Origin of the sequence: Sphingomonas yunnanensis, from assembly GCF_019898765.1 — a bacterium.
GTDB lineage: Bacteria > Pseudomonadota > Alphaproteobacteria > Sphingomonadales > Sphingomonadaceae > Sphingomonas > Sphingomonas yunnanensis.
This window is the reverse complement of record NZ_JAIOKB010000009.1, coordinates 81635-97500: the sequence shown is the minus strand read 5'-3', so window position 1 is coordinate 97500 and position 15866 is coordinate 81635. Positions and strand designations below refer to the sequence as shown.

Sequence of the window (15866 nt, the reverse complement as noted above, 5' to 3'; positions counted from 1 at the left end):
CTCCTGCCAGAACTGCGGCTGCCCTTACCTGCTCAAAAACTCCTACACCGTCCCCTCCCAGCCGGAGCACCGCAGCACCTTTGTAGGAGGTGGCCGGCTCCGGGCCGGACGCCTTTGGCTCAACTTGGAAGAGATAATAGAGCACAACCGCGCCTGACGGCTCGCGCGCCCATCGCGCGAGGAGCGTATGCGAGTTCGAATGCGGCGCTTCGACCGTCATATCGATCCCATCCGCGCCCTCGAATACGCGGGCGGTTGCAACCAGCCGCCCGTCGTCGCCGTCCCGCCACCAATCCACGATCATCGTCCAGCGGCCCGCAATCGATGGGAAGCCAACCTGGCTCTCGGAAATCACGCCACTTCCAGGGCGACGGCTCCGATCGTTGCTCTTAGTCACAGGTCCGGTTCCATCTCGGCACCCGACTGGAAGACTGCAACGCCATAAGTCGATGTTGCGACGCCTGTAGCAAGCACGCCCGGAACTGCGGAGCCGAGCAGGGCGGCAGCGTATCGCGCGCCCCCACCACGGACCCCTCCAAGAACAGCACTTTGCAGGATCGGGGCCGCAAGATACTGCGACAGCAATACAATGTGCAGGTCGGGCGAGAGGACGTGAAAGCCGTCATGGTAACGGCTGCCGGCACGAGATACCGCTGCCAACATGTCCAGCGCCGAGCCGTCGTCGCTCCGCGCACAATCGGTCCGCAATGACGCTATCGGAAGGACGCCGAGATCGGATGCGACAATGACTCCTACCCCAGCGAAGTCGGCGCCTCCGAGCTCACGGACACTCACGAGGAGAGCGCGCAGTCGAGCGATTAGCATCCCTCCACAGTCAAACCCTCTATAGCCCTATCCCCTTGATTCATGCCCTAGCCAGCAGAAACGCTGGCGGCCAAGCAGTGGGCGCACGAAGAATCGCGATAGCACCTAGGTATGCTACCCGGCACACTCCGATAAGGCTCTACCACTCCTGCCAAAATTTCCGAGCGGCATCGAGGTAGGTTTGAAGTTGCCCGGCGCGCCAGGTGACGGGTGAGGTCGCATGACAGAGGTAGTAAAGCTCGTTCGCACAAACTAGCTTTGTGCGGTCGCAGTTGATGATCCAGTTTAGCGCGTCAGCGACGGTGCTGTTGTAGCTGGTCCCGAAATTAGCGTTTGGCACATTGTAGAGCATCCCCTCCAAGAAATAGGATGGCGCCACCCCGGACTTGATATACCCCTTGTCGATCATGCTATTGCGCATGTTTTTCAGGATACGGACAACCGGCTTGAACCACTGGTTGGTGTTCTGGTGCTTCGTCGTAGCGTTCGCTGAGTGCTGCTTGGGAAAGTTGATGATCCTGGTGCCGTCTGGCGTCCAGAAACATATGCCGGTATGGAAGTTCTGATCAGCGAAGCTCTTAAATCGCATGTACCGACGCAGCTCCACGCATGGTAACACATCGCAGTCGCGCCGGTCGCCCGACCCTGGGATGAAGACGGCCTTCTTGCCAGGCGTCACTCCGGAGCCAAAGCGGTTGGTGAGGTGCTGAACCACCTCCTTCTTAAATTGGTCAAAGGTATAGGATGCAGGACTACGTGCGGCGTTGTAGGCCGCCTTTTCAGCCTCGTTCAGGTAGTCCAAGTCGGTGTAGAAGATCGAGTCCAGCATCATCACAACATCAACATCGCTGTCGGCGTAGATATTGGTATCGTTGCCGTATGAGCCTTGTAGGGAGATATCGAACGAGCGGGAGCTGTAGGGAGCGCCACTCTCCCGAAGCACGTTGCGTACCGTCTCATAAGTTGTCTTCGATTGCGTGATCGACCCCTGCTTTGCCCAGGTGTCGAGCTGTGCCTCCGGTATGCTCATGTCGTCAGTCCATAAGAAGAGTGCGGAGTTGGTCTTCGACAGCGGCAAATGACTCAACGCCACGCTGCCGGAGGCCGTTGAGCTTATTTAGATCGTGCTCGAACAGATCGGTTGCCATTTCCGGCTTCGTATATTCATTTGAAATGCGAACCGTAGGCACCTGGCGGTAGAGAATGGTCCGAAGCTGATCCATTGAGTTCGTATTAATCTCAAGCGTTTTCTGAAGGAGCTGGACGCTGAGTAGGTATTTCGCCCAATACATCTTGCTCCAGAACGCCGGCTTTGGTTCAGGGTAGACGCCTACGCCGATGCTCACGACGCGCAAGCACTCCAGCGGCAGTTTAAGTGCCTGGGTTGCGTCGGCGATGGCGTAGAGCGTGGGGTTGTTAGCGCAGTAGCCACCATCCACCAGCTCGATACTGTCCCCCGCCGCGGTTTCAACGAACTTGCGATCGAAGAATGGGAACGCCGAGCAGGACGCCTGCACCGCCTCTCGTATGGGAACCCCGAACCCGGGAACGAACGTGCCGATCCTTCCATACGCTTGGGCCACACTACCCTTGAAGATCATCGGGCGCTCGATCACCCATTTGGTCGTGACGATGCCCACTCCCGTCTTGACATCGGTGAACATGGCATCGCGAAACACCGTCTCCGCCAGCTCGGCAAGCGCCTTCGATTTATCTGACGGTGATTTGCGGCGCATGATGCGGGGGACATGCTCTTTGTAGAGCGCGTGGATCTCCTCCACCGAATAGCCGAGCGCGATCAACGCAGCGATGATGGCCCCGGTGCTGGTCCCAAATACCAAGTTGAAAGCTTCGTGGAGGGGCTTTCCCAACATCGCTTCTATTTCGCGGAGCACGCCCAGCGTATAAAAGCCTTTTGCTCCACCACCGTCGAGGGTCAGGATACGGTACTTTGCCGGTCTCTCTTCTTCTCCCTCGTCCATAATCCTGTCCGTCGGTTGCGGTCCTAGCGTACGCTAGCACAACCTCAACCGGACGGAAGAGTGGCACTCAAGAAATGATGCGATGCAATCTCGTCGGCCGCGTTCATGCGGAAGTCTGAAGTTTTTGAAAAACGGCTAAAAATTGCCGCCATTTCGCAGGTGCTACAACCGTTTGACACCCGCTAAGCAGCCGGCTTCCGCGACCCACGTAGAGGCTGTCGGGCGGCAACCGGCCCATTCGCTGCTTCGTCGTGCGCCCTGAATGGACGTCCGCTTTCGGGAAGCGATAGGTGGCCGTGAATGACCGATATTGGGTCCTCGGTACGAGAGGGAAGGGGGCTTCAACCGCCCACACTTGGACGGTAAGGCGAGCAATCTGTCTTGTCAAAAGCGGCGATTCGTTTAGCCGGACCATTCCCGTTTTCCCATTCGCAACGGCAATTTCGGGAAAGAGCAATCGGGAATAGATTTTGGGAAAGCCGATGCTCCGAAATGCCGTTCGGTGCGATCAGCAGTGTCGCCTTTCCACTACGGGTTCCCACTCGGGAATGAAGGGATGCGCTTGACCCTGTAGCAGCTACAGACCTTATGGGCCTTTCTCGCACAGCGTCGCGACGACCGCGCCGCGCATGTCGAGGATGGTGATTTGCGACACTGGAAGGGCGGCATCGGCTTGATGGCGGCGTCGCTTGGGTTCGCGAGCCTGACCCTGACGGCGACCGCCGCAGCATCGCAGGATCGACCTGCGACACCAGCGCAGCAAGCACCCACAGATGAAGCCGATGAAGGCGACGAGATCGTCGTTCAGGCAACGCGGACCGGGCGGCGCGTGCAGGACGAGCCAATCCGCGTCGAGGTGCTGAACCGCGAGGAGATCGAAGAGAAGATCGCGATGGTACCCGGCAACATCGCCATGCTGGTCAACGAGACGCCTGGCCTTCGCGTCCAGGTCACCTCACCGGCGCTGGGCGCAGCGAATGTCCGGGTGCAGGGATTGAAGGGCCGTTACACCCAAATCCTCGCCGACGGCCTCCCGCTCTACGGCGGGCAGACTCCTTCCATCGGCCTCCTACAGATACCGCCGACCGACCTGGGCCAGGTCGAGATCATCAAGGGCGCGGCGTCGGCGCTCTACGGCCCGTCCGCGCTGGGCGGCGTCGTCAACCTCGTGTCACGACGGCCATCGCCGGTGCAGCAAGGCGAGCTCCTTCTAAACGCGACGAGTCGGGGCGGCCAGGACGTGGCCGCCTATAACTCTGGTCCGCTGACCGACGCGCTCAGCTACTCGCTGATCGGCGGGTTCAACCGGCAGGACCGGCAGGACATAGATGGCGACGGTTGGGGCAACATACCCGGTTATGATCGCTGGACGATCCGGCCGCGGTTGTTCTGGGAGGGCGCGAGCGGCGCGAAGGCCTATCTAACTGCTGGCGCGCTCGCCGAGCAGCGTCGCGGCGGCACGCTGCCCGGGCGCGTGGTGCCGGACGGTTCGCCCTTCGTCCAGGATCAGCGCAGCCGGCGGTTCGACGCCGGCCTCAACGCGCAGGCACCGATCGAGGGCGTCGGTACGCTCTATCTGCGCGCGTCGGGCGTAACCCAGGCCCACCGGCACACCTTCGGAAAAGTGATCGAGAATGACCGCCACAACACCGTCCTGACCGAGGCATCGCTGGGCGGCGGCACCGGCGACACGACCTGGCTTGTCGGTGCCGCCTACCAGGTGGACAGCTATCGCTCGCGCACCTTCCCGGCTTTCGACTACACCTATCGAGTGCCGGCGCTGTTCGTGCAGGCCGAGCAGAAGCTGTCGGCCAACCTGACGCTTGCGGGCAGCGCGCGCCTCGACGACCATAGCGAATACGGCACGCGCGTCAGTCCGCGCGTGTCGGCGCTGTTCAGACCCGGCCCTTTCACCGTGCGCGCGTCGCTGGGTCGCGGCTTCTACGCGCCGACCCCGTTCATCGAGGAGGTGGAGGCGGCAGGGTTGTCGCGGATCGAGCCGCTACGGGGCTTGCGCGCCGAAACGGCTGACACCGCCTCGATTGACTTCGGCTACGCACGAGGGCCGATCGAGGCGAGCCTGACGCTGTTCGGGTCGAACATCGACCATGCCGTCCAGCTCCGCGATGTGAGCGCCACCCGTGCCGAGCTGGTCAACGCCGATGGCGTGACGCGCACGCGCGGGGCCGAGCTGCTGCTGCGCTATCGTTTGAACGCCGTCACCTTCACCGGAAGCTATGTCCGCACCGACGCGCGCGAACCGAACCCGGACGGCATCGGCCAGCGAGCCGTTCCCCTCACCCCGCGCAAAACCGCCGGGCTGACAGCGGTGTGGGAGAAGCACGATCGCGGCCGGGTCGGGCTGGAGGCCTATTACACCGGCCGCCAGAGCCTTGAGGACAACCCCTATCGAAGCCGGAGCCGTCCCTATGTCGAGCTGGGCGCGATGGGCGAACTGAAGCTGGGCAAGGTCAGCCTGTTCCTCAATGCCGAAAACCTGCTGAACTTCCGCCAGACCCGCTACGACCCGCTGCTGTTGCCCCGGCGCGCCCCGGATGGGGCGTGGACCGTCGATGCCTGGGGGCCGCTGGACGGCCGCACCATCAACGGCGGCGTCCGCTTTCGATTCGGCGCGGATTGAGCCAGCTCGACACGCGCCTTGCGGATGATCTGCCAGCCCCCGGAGACGCCGAGGCCGGCGAGGATCGCGGCGACCGTGATGTCCGGCCAAGCCGTGCCGGTGCCGAACACACCAAGCGCCGCAGCGACGACGGCGACGTTGCCGATCGCGTCGTTGCGCGAGCATATCCAGACCGACTGCTTGTTGGCGTCGCCGCCTCGATGCCTCCAAAGCAGCGTGGCGCAGACCATGTTGGCGATCAGCGCCGCCACGCCCACGACCCCCATCGTCTCCGCGACCGGCAGCGTGCCCGACGCCGCCATCCAGACGGTGTAGCCCAGCACCCATAAGCCGAGCAGGAGCAGGGAGACACCCTTCGCGAGCGCGGCACGCGCGCGCCAGCGCAGCGCCATCCCCGCGACGCCGAGGCTGATCGCGTAGTTCGCGGCGTCGCCAAGGAAGTCGAGCGCGTCCGCCTTGAGCGAGGCGGAATGCGCGGTCACGCCGGCGACAATCTCGACCCCGAACATGCCGGCGTTGATGGCAAGCGCGATCCACAGCACGCGCCGCCATGCGCGATCGTCGTCCCTGTCGGTTGAAGCGGCACAGCCGCCGCAGCATCCTTCTGCCATGTCGTCACCTCTTGAAGCCGAGCGCGACACCCCATCTAGTGTCTGTAGCAGCTACAGGGTCAAGGGCATGCCGCTGACGATCGGCGATCTGGGGAAAGCGACCAACACCAAGGTCGAAACGGTCCGCTATTATGAGCGCATTGGCCTGTTGCCGAAGCCCTCCCGCAGCACGGGCAACTACCGCACCTATGGCGCGACCGAACTGGGCCGTCTGTCCTTCATCCGGCGCGCGCGCGATCTTGGCTTCTCCCTCGATCAGGTGCGCGCGCTGCTGGGGCTGTCGGACGACGGGACGTGCGACTGCGCCGGCATCGACCGGATCGCAAACGAGCATCTACGCGAAGTGGATCGCAAGCTCGCCGACCTGACCGCGCTTCGCCGCGAGTTGAAGGCGGTGATCGATTCCTGCGATGGCGGCACCGTTGCCGAATGCCGGATCATCGAGGCGCTTGGGCCGACCATCGACGGCTGAACCTTCCCAGATTCGGGTTTTTGGGAACGGTTGGCCTTTCTCTTTTCTTGATCGTTTGCGGGAAGGCGGCAGCGCCACCCAGCGTCGGCTATTGCCCTCCTCATCCCGAAAGCTGCCGATCGGCAATCCGCCAATCCGGCCAGCCGAAGCGCTGAGCCAGGCGCTCGGGAGGCTTGAGCGGCGTGATGAACGAGCGGCCGAAGTTGAGAAGCGCGGAGGGGCGTCTGAGTGACCGATTGTGGGTTTCCGTGAGTACAGCGGCCTGGCGTGCTCACCTGGGGGATCGCGTCATCGATCACGTACGACCGGCAGCGCGAAAAAAGCGTCAGCTATATGCCAGCTATACGGTCTTTCCCGGAATCGATCTCGAATTGCTACGATCGATGCGCCTAATCGGCGACCCTTGAAGGCATCGTCACGTGATGGTGCCCCTTCAAGGGGTAACAAGAATGAAGTTCGTCTTCGCGGCCTCGCTCGCTGCCGTTCTCGGCATGCCGCTCGCCGCGCATGCGCAGTCGACGGTTGAAGACAAGACCGAGCCGACCGAGACTGCAGCTCCTGCGTCACCGATCACGGTCAGCGGCTCCGCCTCGATCGCGTCAGACTACCGTTTCCGCGGCGTGTCACAGTCCGATCAGGAAATGGCGGTGCAGGGCGGGATCACCGTCGCGCACGAGAGCGGCCTGTATGTCGGCACCTGGGCGTCGAACCTAGCGGGCTGGGGCACGTTCGGCGGTGCCAACATGGAGCTCGACCTGATCGGCGGCTACAAGGCGAAGCTGGCGGACAACGCCACGCTCGATGTCGGGCTGACTTGGTACATGTACCCCGGTGGGGCGGACAAGACTGACTTCGCCGAGCCCTATGTCAAGCTGAGCGGCACCGCCGGCCCGGCGACGCTGACCGCTGGCGCGGCCTATGCGCCGAAGCAGCAGGCGATCGGGCGCTGGTACCGCACCGGCGCCGACGCCGCGGCGGGCGTCTACACCGACCCCGGCGCCAAGGACGACAACCTTTACTTGTGGGGCGACGGTGCGCTGGCGCTCGCGGGCACGCCGCTCACCGCCAAGGCGCATGTCGGCCATAGCTGGGGGCAGGATGGCCTCGGCCCCAACGCCACCGCGGTAGCGCCGACCGGGGCGTACTGGGACTGGTCGCTCGGCGCGGACGCCACGTACAAGAACCTCACCTTCAACGTGAGCTACATCGACACCGATATTTCGGATCGAGAAGCGAGCTACCTTCGGCCGAGCTTCAGCAAGGGCCAGGACGGCACCGGCAATATTGCCGGCAGCACCGTCGTGGTCTCGCTGACGGCTGCCTTCTGACGCGGAGATGATGTGATGCAGGACCTGCTCTGGGTCGCGATCATGGTCGGGCTGGTGGCGCTGACGCTCGCCTATGTCCGCCTGTGCGACAACGCCTGAGGAGACGCGACATGACGCTCGACCTCTGGCTCGCCGCGCTCACTGCGCTTGGCCTCCTCGTCTACCTGGTGGCGGTGTTGATCCGCCCCGAACGCTTCTGAAGGAGGCGGTGAGATGACACTCCAGGGCTGGTTCCTGATCCTCTTGTTCGTCGGCATCCTGCTGGCGCTTACGAAGCCTGTAGGGCTATGGCTCCATGCGCTTTACGAGGGCCGCCGTACGCCGCTTCACCTAGTGCTTGGACCGGTCGAGCGTGGCTTCTACGCACTTTCCGGCATCGACCCCAACGAGGAGCAGGGTTGGCGCCGCTACGCCGTGCACATGCTGCTCTTCAACGTCGCGCTGATGCTGTTCACCTATGCCGTGCTGCGGCTGCAGGCGGTACTGCCGCTCAACCCGCAGGGGCTGGGGGCGGTGAGCGAGCATCTGGCGTTCAACACCGCAATCAGCTTCACCGCCAACACCAATTGGCAGAGCTACGGCGGTGAGAGCACCATGTCGAACCTCAGCCAGATGCTGGGGCTGACGATCCACAACTTTCTGTCGGCGGCGACGGGCATCGCGCTAGCCTTTGCCTTGTTCCGCGGCTTCGCCCGGCGCGAGACCAAGACGATCGGCAATTTCTGGGCCGACATGACGCGGATCACACTCTACCTGCTGCTGCCTATCTGCGTCATATATACAATCTTCTTGGTTGCCTCGGGTGTGCCGCAGACGCTCGCCGGAGTGGTCAACGTGCAGACGCTAGAGGGTGCGCGCCAGTCGATCCTGCTCGGGCCGGTGGCCAGCCAGGAAGCGATCAAGATGCTCGGCACCAATGGCGGCGGCTTCTTCAACGCCAATTCGGCGCATCCATTTGAGAACCCGACCGCGCTGACCAACCTGGTGCAGATGCTCTCGATCTTCCTGCTCGGCTTCGGTCTCACCTGGACCTTCGGCAAGGCGGTGGGCAACACGCGCCAGGGCTGGGCGATCCTGGCGGCGATGCTCGTTGTGTTTACCGCCGGAGTGACGGTTACCTACTGGCAGGAGGCCGCGGGCAACCCGGTGCTGCACCAGCTCGGTGTCGCGGGCGGCAACATGGAGGGCAAGGAGGTGCGCTTCGGCATCGCCGCCTCGGCGCTGTTCGCGGTCGTCACCACCGCGGCCTCGTGCGGGGCGGTCAACGCCATGCACGACAGCTTCACCGCGCTGGGCGGGATGATCCCGCTGTTCAACATGCAGCTCGGCGAGGTCGTCATCGGCGGGGTGGGCGCGGGGATCTACGGCTTCCTGCTGTTCGCGATCCTCGCGGTGTTCGTCGCCGGGCTGATGGTCGGGCGCACGCCCGAATATGTCGGCAAGAAGATCGAGAGCCGCGAGGTGAAGCTCACGGTGCTGGCGATCGCGGTGCTGCCGCTCGTTATCCTCGGCTTCACCGCGCTGTCGTCGGTACTGCAGCAGGGGCTGGCGGGGCCGCTCAACAAGGGGCCGCACGGCTTCTCGGAGATCCTCTACGCCTTCACCAGCGCGGTGGCGAACAACGGTTCCGCCTTCGCCGGGCTCACCGCGAACACGCCCTACTACAATGGGCTGCTCGGCGTCGCGATGTGGGTCGGCCGCTTCTTTATCATCGTGCCGATGCTCGCCATCGCGGGCAGCCTCGCCGCCAAGAAGTACACGCCGGAGAGCGCGGGCTCGTTCCCGACCACCGGCGGCCTGTGGGTCGGCCTGCTCGTCGGGATCATCCTGATCCTGGGCGGTCTCACCTTCCTGCCGAGCCTCGCGCTCGGTCCGATCGCCGATCATCTCGCGATGATCCGCGGCCAGCTGTTCTAACGGGGGCCAATATGGCGAAGACCCAGACCAAGAGCCTGTTCACGGCCGACCTCGTCGTGCCCGCAATCACGGCAAGCTTCCTCAAGCTCAATCCGAGAGAGCTGGTCCGCAACCCGGTCATGTTCGTGACCGCGTGCGTGGCGACGCTGCTGACGGTCACGATCAACATCGGCGGCGACGGGCTCACGCTCGCCTTCAAGGCGCAGCTGGTCGTGTGGCTGTGGCTGACGGTGCTGTTCGGCACCTTCGCCGAGGCGCTGGCGGAGGGGCGCGGCAAGGCGCAGGCGGCGAGCCTGCGTGCGACCAAAGCCGAGCTCAGCGCCAAGCGGCTGAGGGGCGACGGGCGAGCGTTCGACGAGGTGGCGGCGAGCCAGCTCCGCGTCGGCGATATCGTCCTGGTCGAGACGGGCGACCTGATCCCGTCCGACGGCGACGTCGTCGCGGGCGTCGCCTCGGTCAACGAGGCCGCGATCACGGGCGAGAGCGCGCCGGTGATCCGCGAGGCGGGCGGCGACCGCTCGGCGGTGACCGCGGGCACCCGCGTCATCTCCGACGAGATCCGCGTGAAGGTGACGGTGGAGCCGGGCAAGGGCTTCCTCGACCGCATGATCGCGCTGGTCGAGGGCGCCGAGCGGCAGAAGACCCCCAATGAGGTGGCGCTGACCGTGCTGCTCGTCGGGCTGACGATCATCTTCCTGATCGCGGTCGCGACGATCCCGGGCTTCGCCGCCTACACCGGCGGCAGCATCCCGGTGGCGATCCTCGCCGCGCTGCTGATCACGCTGATCCCGACCACGATCGCGGCGCTGCTCTCCGCGATCGGCATCGCGGGCATGGACCGGCTGGTGCGCTTCAACGTGCTCGCCAAGTCGGGCCGCGCGGTCGAGGCGGCGGGCGACATCGACGTGCTGCTGCTCGACAAGACCGGCACGATCACCATCGGCGATCGCCAGGCAAGCGAGTTCCGCTCGGTCGGCGGCGTGAGTGATGCCGAGCTCGCGGAAGCAGCGCTGCTCGCCAGCCTCGCCGACGAGACCCCCGAGGGCCGCTCGATCGTGGTGCTCGCGCGCGACAGGTTCGACTTGCAGCGGCCGATGCCGCAGGGTGCCGAGATCATCCCCTTCACCGCGCAGACGCGTGTCTCTGGCATCAAGACCGGTGACACGTTGATCCAGAAGGGTGCGGTCGACTCGATCCTCAAGGCGAATGCCGGAGCAGGCGAGACCGCCGCGGCGACCGAGCTGCGCCGCATCACCGATGAGATCTCGCGGGCGGGCGGTACACCGCTCGCCGTCGCCAAGAACGGTCGCCTGCTCGGTGCGATCTTCCTCAAGGACGTGGTCAAGGCCGGGATCCGTGAGCGCTTCGGCGAGCTGCGCACCATGGGCATCCGCACGGTGATGATCACCGGCGACAACCCGCTCACCGCCGCGGCGATCGCGGCCGAGGCCGGCGTCGACGACTTCCTCGCCCAGGCCACGCCCGAGGACAAGCTGGCGCTGATCCGCCAGGAGCAGACCGGCGGCAAGCTCGTGGCGATGTGCGGGGACGGCACCAACGACGCGCCCGCGCTGGCGCAGGCCGACGTCGGCGTGGCGATGAACACCGGCACGCAGGCGGCGCGCGAGGCGGGCAACATGGTCGACCTCGACAGCGATCCGACTAAGCTGATCGAGGTGGTCGGGCTCGGCAAGCAGCTGCTGATGACGCGCGGCGCGCTCACCACCTTCTCGGTGGCGAACGACGTGGCCAAATATTTCGCGATCATCCCGGCGATGTTCGTCGCGCTCTATCCCGGCCTCGGCGTGCTCAACGTGATGGGGCTGGCGACGCCGCAGTCGGCGATCCTCAGCGCGATCATCTTCAACGCGCTGATCATCCCGCTGCTGGTGCCGCTCGCGCTCAAGGGCGTGAAGTACAAGCCGATGGCGGCCGGGCCGCTGCTCGCGCGCAACCTCGCGGTCTATGGCCTCGGCGGCCTGCTCGCCCCGTTCGTCGGCATCAAGCTCATCGACCTGGTCGTCGGTGGCCTCGGCCTCGCCTAAGGAGATAGAAGATGGGCAAGGATTTCTCTTCCGCACTGCGCCCCGCAATCGTAATGACCGTCCTGTTCGCAGCCCTCCTTGGTATCGCCTATCCGCTCGCCATGACGGGCATCGGACAAGCGATCTTCCCGAGCCAGGCTAACGGCAGCCTGGTGCGTGACGCGCGCGGAACGGTGATTGGCTCGACGGTCGTTGGCCAGGCGTTTACGGGCGAGCGCTACTTCCAGACCCGGCCGTCGGCCGCCGGCAAGGGCTATGACGGCCTGTCCTCCTCTGGCTCCAACCTTGGCCCTGCTAGCCAAGCGCTCGTCGATCGCGTGAAGCCCGACGTCACAAAGCGGCGGGAGGAGGGCGTGTCAGGCCCGCTGCCGGCCGATCTGGTCACAGCAAGCGGTTCAGGCCTCGACCCTGATCTCTCGCCCGCCAACGCGCTTGCACAGGCGGCGCGTATCGCGCGGGTCCGCGGTCTGTCGGTCGAGCAGGTGCGAAACATCATCGCCAAGCAGACCGAAGCCTCGCCTCTCGGTGAGGAGCACGTGAACGTGCTCGCGCTCAACCAGGCGCTCGACAGACTGCCGCGTGCTGCGGCGCCGGACACGCCGACGCGCTGATGCCAGCCGGATCGGGCGAGCGACCGGATCCTGAAGCCCTTCTGCGCCAGGCGGCGCAGGAGGGCAGGGGACGCCTCAAGATCTTCCTCGGGGCCGCGCCCGGTGTCGGCAAGACATACGAGATGCTCTCGGAGGGAGCGGCGCGACGCCGCGACGGCGTGGACGTGGTCGTCGGCGTGGTCGAGACGCACGGTCGCGCCGAAACGGAAGCGCTCACGCGCGGACACGAGATCGTGGCGCGCCGCGATATCCCGTACGAGGGGCGAACGCTGCGCGAGATGGACCTCGATGCCATCCTCGCGCGCGCGCCGCGGCTAGTGCTCGTGGATGAGCTGGCGCACACGAACGCTCCGGGCAGTCGGCACCCAAAACGCTATCAGGACGTCCAGGAGCTGCTTGCCGCCGGCGTCGACGTCTATTCCACGATCAACATCCAGCACGTCGAGAGCCTCAACGACGTTGTCGCCAGCTTCACGCGCGTGCGCGTGCGCGAGACGGTTCCCGACAGTGTGCTCGAGATTGCAGAGATCGAAGTCGTCGACATTCCGCCGGACGAGCTGATCGAGCGGCTGAAGGCGGGCAAGGTCTACCTGCCGCAGGAAGCCACGCGGGCGCTGGGTCACTTCTTCTCCAAGTCCAATCTCTCCGCGCTGCGTGAGCTCGCACTGCGCCGCGCTGCGCAGGCGGTCGATGCCCGCATGCTCGAGGACGTGCGCGCGCTTGGCCTCGGCGGCACCTGGGCCGGCAGCGACCGCATCGTGGTCGCCATCAACGAACTGCCTGGCGCAGATCTGCTGGTCCGCGCTGCCAAGCGAGTCGCCGATGGTCTGCGCGGACCATGGACGGCAGTGTTCATCGAGACCCCGCGCGCAGCCCACTTCACCGACGATCAGCACCAGCGTGTCGCCGCCACCATGACGCTGGCAACACAGCTGGGGGGTGCTGTCGCGACCGTTCCTGCAAGCAACGTCGTGGAGGGCATTCAGAGCTTCCTCGTCGATGCGCGCGCCACGCAGCTTGTCATGGGCAAGTCACGGCGATCGAGATGGTTCGAGCTTAGACACGGCTCGGTAGTGGACCGCCTGATCCGCGACACCCCCGACGTTACCGTTCACGTCCTACCCGTGCCCGCGGGCGAACGGCCGCGTGAGCGCGGCCGGCGCCGACCGGCCAACTGGGGCACACCAACCGGCTACATCGTCACGTCCGCCATGGTCGCAGCGGTGACAGCGGCGGCCGGCGGTCTGAAGCACATCTTGGACCTCGGCAACGTCGCGCTGCTCTACCTTCTGCCGGTCATGGCCGCCGCCAGCCTCTTCGGGCTCCGCACCGGGCTCTTTGCCGGCGTGGCATCGACGCTCGCCTACAACTTCTTCTTCCTGCCGCCGGTTGGCACCTTGAGCATCAACAACCCCGAGAACCTCATCTCGGTGTTCGTGCTGCTCGGGATCGCGATCGCGACCAGCCAGCTGACCTCTCGGGTGCGCGCACAGGCGGATCTCGCCTCGGCCAGCGCACGGACGAACGCCACCCTTGCCGGCTTCCTGCGCCAGATCAGCAGCGTAAATGACCTCGACCTCGCCGCGCAGATGATCTGCGACGACGTTCATCGGCTACTATCGGTGCAGGTGGTCCTGCTCGTACCCTCGTCGCAGGGGCGCAACCTCGACGTCCTGGCTGCCAGCGACGCGAGCTACAGCTTGGAGACGATGGACCATGCCGCCGCGACCTGGGCGTTCGACAACGGTGCGCCGACGGGCAAGGGATCGGGTACGCTGGCAGCGTCGGAATGGCTGTTCCAGCCGCTTCGCGCCGGCGATCGCATCCTTGGCGTGATGGGGGTGAGCAGTGAACGTGCCGGCACGCCAGTTCGCGCCGACCAGCTACCACTGCTCAGCAGCCTCATCGATCAATCCGCCCTCGTGCTCGAGCGGCTGCGGCTTCAGGTGGAGATGCGCGATGTCGATGCAGTGCGCACGCGCGACCGGCTCCGCGCCGCTCTACTCTCTTCCGTGAGTCACGATCTGCGCACCCCGCTGACTGCGGTGATTGCCGCGGCAGCCCAGCTCCACCACGGCGCCACGCCCGAGCTCATCGGCACGATCGAGGCCGAGGCTGCGCGGCTGAACCGCTTCGTGGCCAACCTGCTCGACATGGCCCGCGTGGAGGCAGGGGCGCTGCGCCTGAAGGTCGAAGCGGTCGATCTGAGCGACGCGGTCACCAGCGCCGCGCATGACGCCCGCCGGGCGCTCGAGGGGCATCCGGTGCGGCTCGACGTGCCGCCCGACCTGCCGCTGGTGCGAGCGGACCCGCAGCTGCTGCACCACTGCCTGCTCAACCTGCTCGACAATGCCGGTCGCTACGGAGATCCCGGGAGCGAGATCGTGATCGTCGGCAAGAACCGATATGGCGAGATCCGCCTCGCCGTGCTCGACCACGGCCCCGGTCTACCGCCGGGCCGCGAGAGCGAGGTGTTCGAGACCTTTCGGCGGCTTGAGGGCTCGGACCGGGTCATTGGCGGGACGGGGCTCGGCCTCGCTATCGTGAAGGCGTTCGCCGAGGCGATGGGCATGATCGTCGAAGCCACCAATCGCGAGGACGGCGCCGGTGCTTCGTTCGCGCTCATCTTCCCACCCGCGCTGATCGTGCGCGACCTTCCCACCGAGGACCTGACCTGAGATGCCCGCCAAAGTGCTCGTCGTCGATGACGAGGTCGCGATCCGACGCCTGCTGCGGAGTACCTTGATCCGCGCCGGCTATGCTGTGGTCGAAGCGGAAGACGCACGCGGAGCGCTTCGCCAGGCAGCAGCCGAGCAGCCGAGCGCGGTACTCCTCGACCTCGGTCTGCCCGATCGTGATGGGCTTACCATCATCCCTCTCCTGCGAGCGCAGGGGGACGCCGTCGTGCTGGTCGTGTCGGCCCGCGATGCGACAGACGAGAAGGTCACGGCACTCGACCTCGGAGCCGACGATTACGTGACCAAGCCGTTCGATACGGACGAGCTGCTAGCGCGCCTAAGGGTTGCGCTGCGTCATCAGGGTCTCTCCGACGCCTCACCCAAGATCGTGCGTCGAGGGGATCTCTCGATCGATCTCGACCGAAGGATCGTCGAACGAGCGGGCGAGGAGGTTCACCTTACCCGCAAGGAGCATGACGTGCTCGGCGTCCTTACCCGCCATATCGGCCGTGTGGTCACGCACGAGCGACTGCTTGCGGCGTGCTGGGGCTCGGAGGAGGAGCCGCGTGTCGAATACCTCCGCATCGTCATTCGCAATCTGCGTCAGAAGCTCGAAGTGCCAGGAGCAGTGGGTAGCGTCATCTCGAACGAGCTCGGTGTCGGCTACCGCCTCAAGGGAGAAGCGTAGCGGGTCGGCCGCGCCACGGTTCGTCGCATCACTATGCCGCAGCTACGGTGATTCCGCTTTTCGATCTC

At 65.2% G+C, this 15866-nt stretch carries 11 protein-coding genes and 1 pseudogene; 9 read left to right on the top strand and 3 right to left on the bottom strand.

The window, feature by feature from the left end; translation table 11 throughout:
• Positions 1–964: 964 nt before the first annotated feature.
• Both K7957_RS18540 and K7957_RS18535 read right to left on the bottom strand, forming a co-directional pair.
• The gene (locus K7957_RS18540) at positions 965–1855 is read right to left on the bottom strand and encodes an anti-phage nucleotidyltransferase (RefSeq protein WP_223014118.1); all 891 of its coding nucleotides are present in this window, start codon (positions 1853–1855) and stop codon (positions 965–967) included.
• Positions 1856–1859: 4 nt separating this feature from the next.
• Positions 1860–2807: an anti-phage phospholipase gene (locus K7957_RS18535; protein WP_223014116.1), complete on the bottom strand. Its 948-nt coding sequence runs from the start codon at positions 2805–2807 to the stop codon at positions 1860–1862.
• 676 nt (positions 2808–3483) lie between these two features.
• On the opposite strand from K7957_RS18535, the pseudogene K7957_RS18530 reads away from it, so the two are divergent.
• Positions 3484–5295 (top strand): annotated as a pseudogene (locus K7957_RS18530) (TonB-dependent receptor plug domain-containing protein); the annotation flags it as partial.
• A 32-nt stretch (positions 5296–5327) separates the two neighbouring features.
• Here the strand turns inward: K7957_RS18530 and K7957_RS20485 are convergent.
• Positions 5328–6059: a cation efflux transmembrane domain-containing protein gene (locus K7957_RS20485; RefSeq protein WP_343228469.1), complete on the bottom strand. Its 732-nt coding sequence runs from the start codon at positions 6057–6059 to the stop codon at positions 5328–5330.
• A 67-nt stretch (positions 6060–6126) separates the two neighbouring features.
• Between K7957_RS20485 and K7957_RS18525 the strand changes: the two genes are divergently transcribed.
• The 8 genes from K7957_RS18525 to K7957_RS18490 all read left to right on the top strand — a co-directional run bounded on the left by K7957_RS18525 (position 6127) and on the right by K7957_RS18490 (position 15798).
• Complete coding sequence (locus K7957_RS18525) at positions 6127–6531, top strand: MerR family transcriptional regulator (RefSeq protein ID WP_223014114.1); 405 nt, start codon at positions 6127–6129, stop codon at positions 6529–6531.
• 449 nt (positions 6532–6980) lie between these two features.
• Positions 6981–7859 carry a TorF family putative porin gene (locus K7957_RS18520; RefSeq protein WP_223014112.1) on the top strand — a complete coding sequence of 293 codons (879 nt, stop codon included), beginning with the start codon at positions 6981–6983 and terminating at the stop codon, positions 7857–7859.
• Positions 7860–7969: 110 nt separating this feature from the next.
• On the top strand, positions 7970–8059 hold the full coding sequence (kdpF, locus tag K7957_RS18515) for a K(+)-transporting ATPase subunit F (RefSeq protein ID WP_037531783.1): 90 nt from the start codon (positions 7970–7972) through the stop codon (positions 8057–8059).
• Positions 8060–8072: 13 nt separating this feature from the next.
• Positions 8073–9776 (top strand): potassium-transporting ATPase subunit KdpA, encoded by a 1704-nt coding sequence (gene kdpA / locus K7957_RS18510; RefSeq protein WP_223014109.1) that lies wholly within the window; start codon positions 8073–8075, stop codon positions 9774–9776.
• Between the two features lie 11 nt (positions 9777–9787).
• Complete coding sequence (gene kdpB, locus K7957_RS18505) at positions 9788–11821, top strand: potassium-transporting ATPase subunit KdpB (protein ID WP_223014107.1); 2034 nt, start codon at positions 9788–9790, stop codon at positions 11819–11821.
• Between the two features lie 11 nt (positions 11822–11832).
• A complete protein-coding gene (kdpC, locus tag K7957_RS18500) occupies positions 11833–12432 on the top strand; it encodes a potassium-transporting ATPase subunit KdpC (protein ID WP_223014105.1) in 600 nt (199 codons plus the stop codon).
• Positions 12432–15110, top strand: a complete 2679-nt coding sequence (locus tag K7957_RS18495; RefSeq protein ID WP_223014104.1) for a sensor histidine kinase — start codon at positions 12432–12434, stop codon at positions 15108–15110. Before kdpC ends, K7957_RS18495 begins: the two co-directional genes overlap by 1 nt.
• A gap of 1 nt (position 15111) precedes the next feature.
• Positions 15112–15798: a response regulator transcription factor gene (locus tag K7957_RS18490; RefSeq protein ID WP_223014102.1), complete on the top strand. Its 687-nt coding sequence runs from the start codon at positions 15112–15114 to the stop codon at positions 15796–15798.
• Positions 15799–15866: the final 68 nt, after the last annotated feature.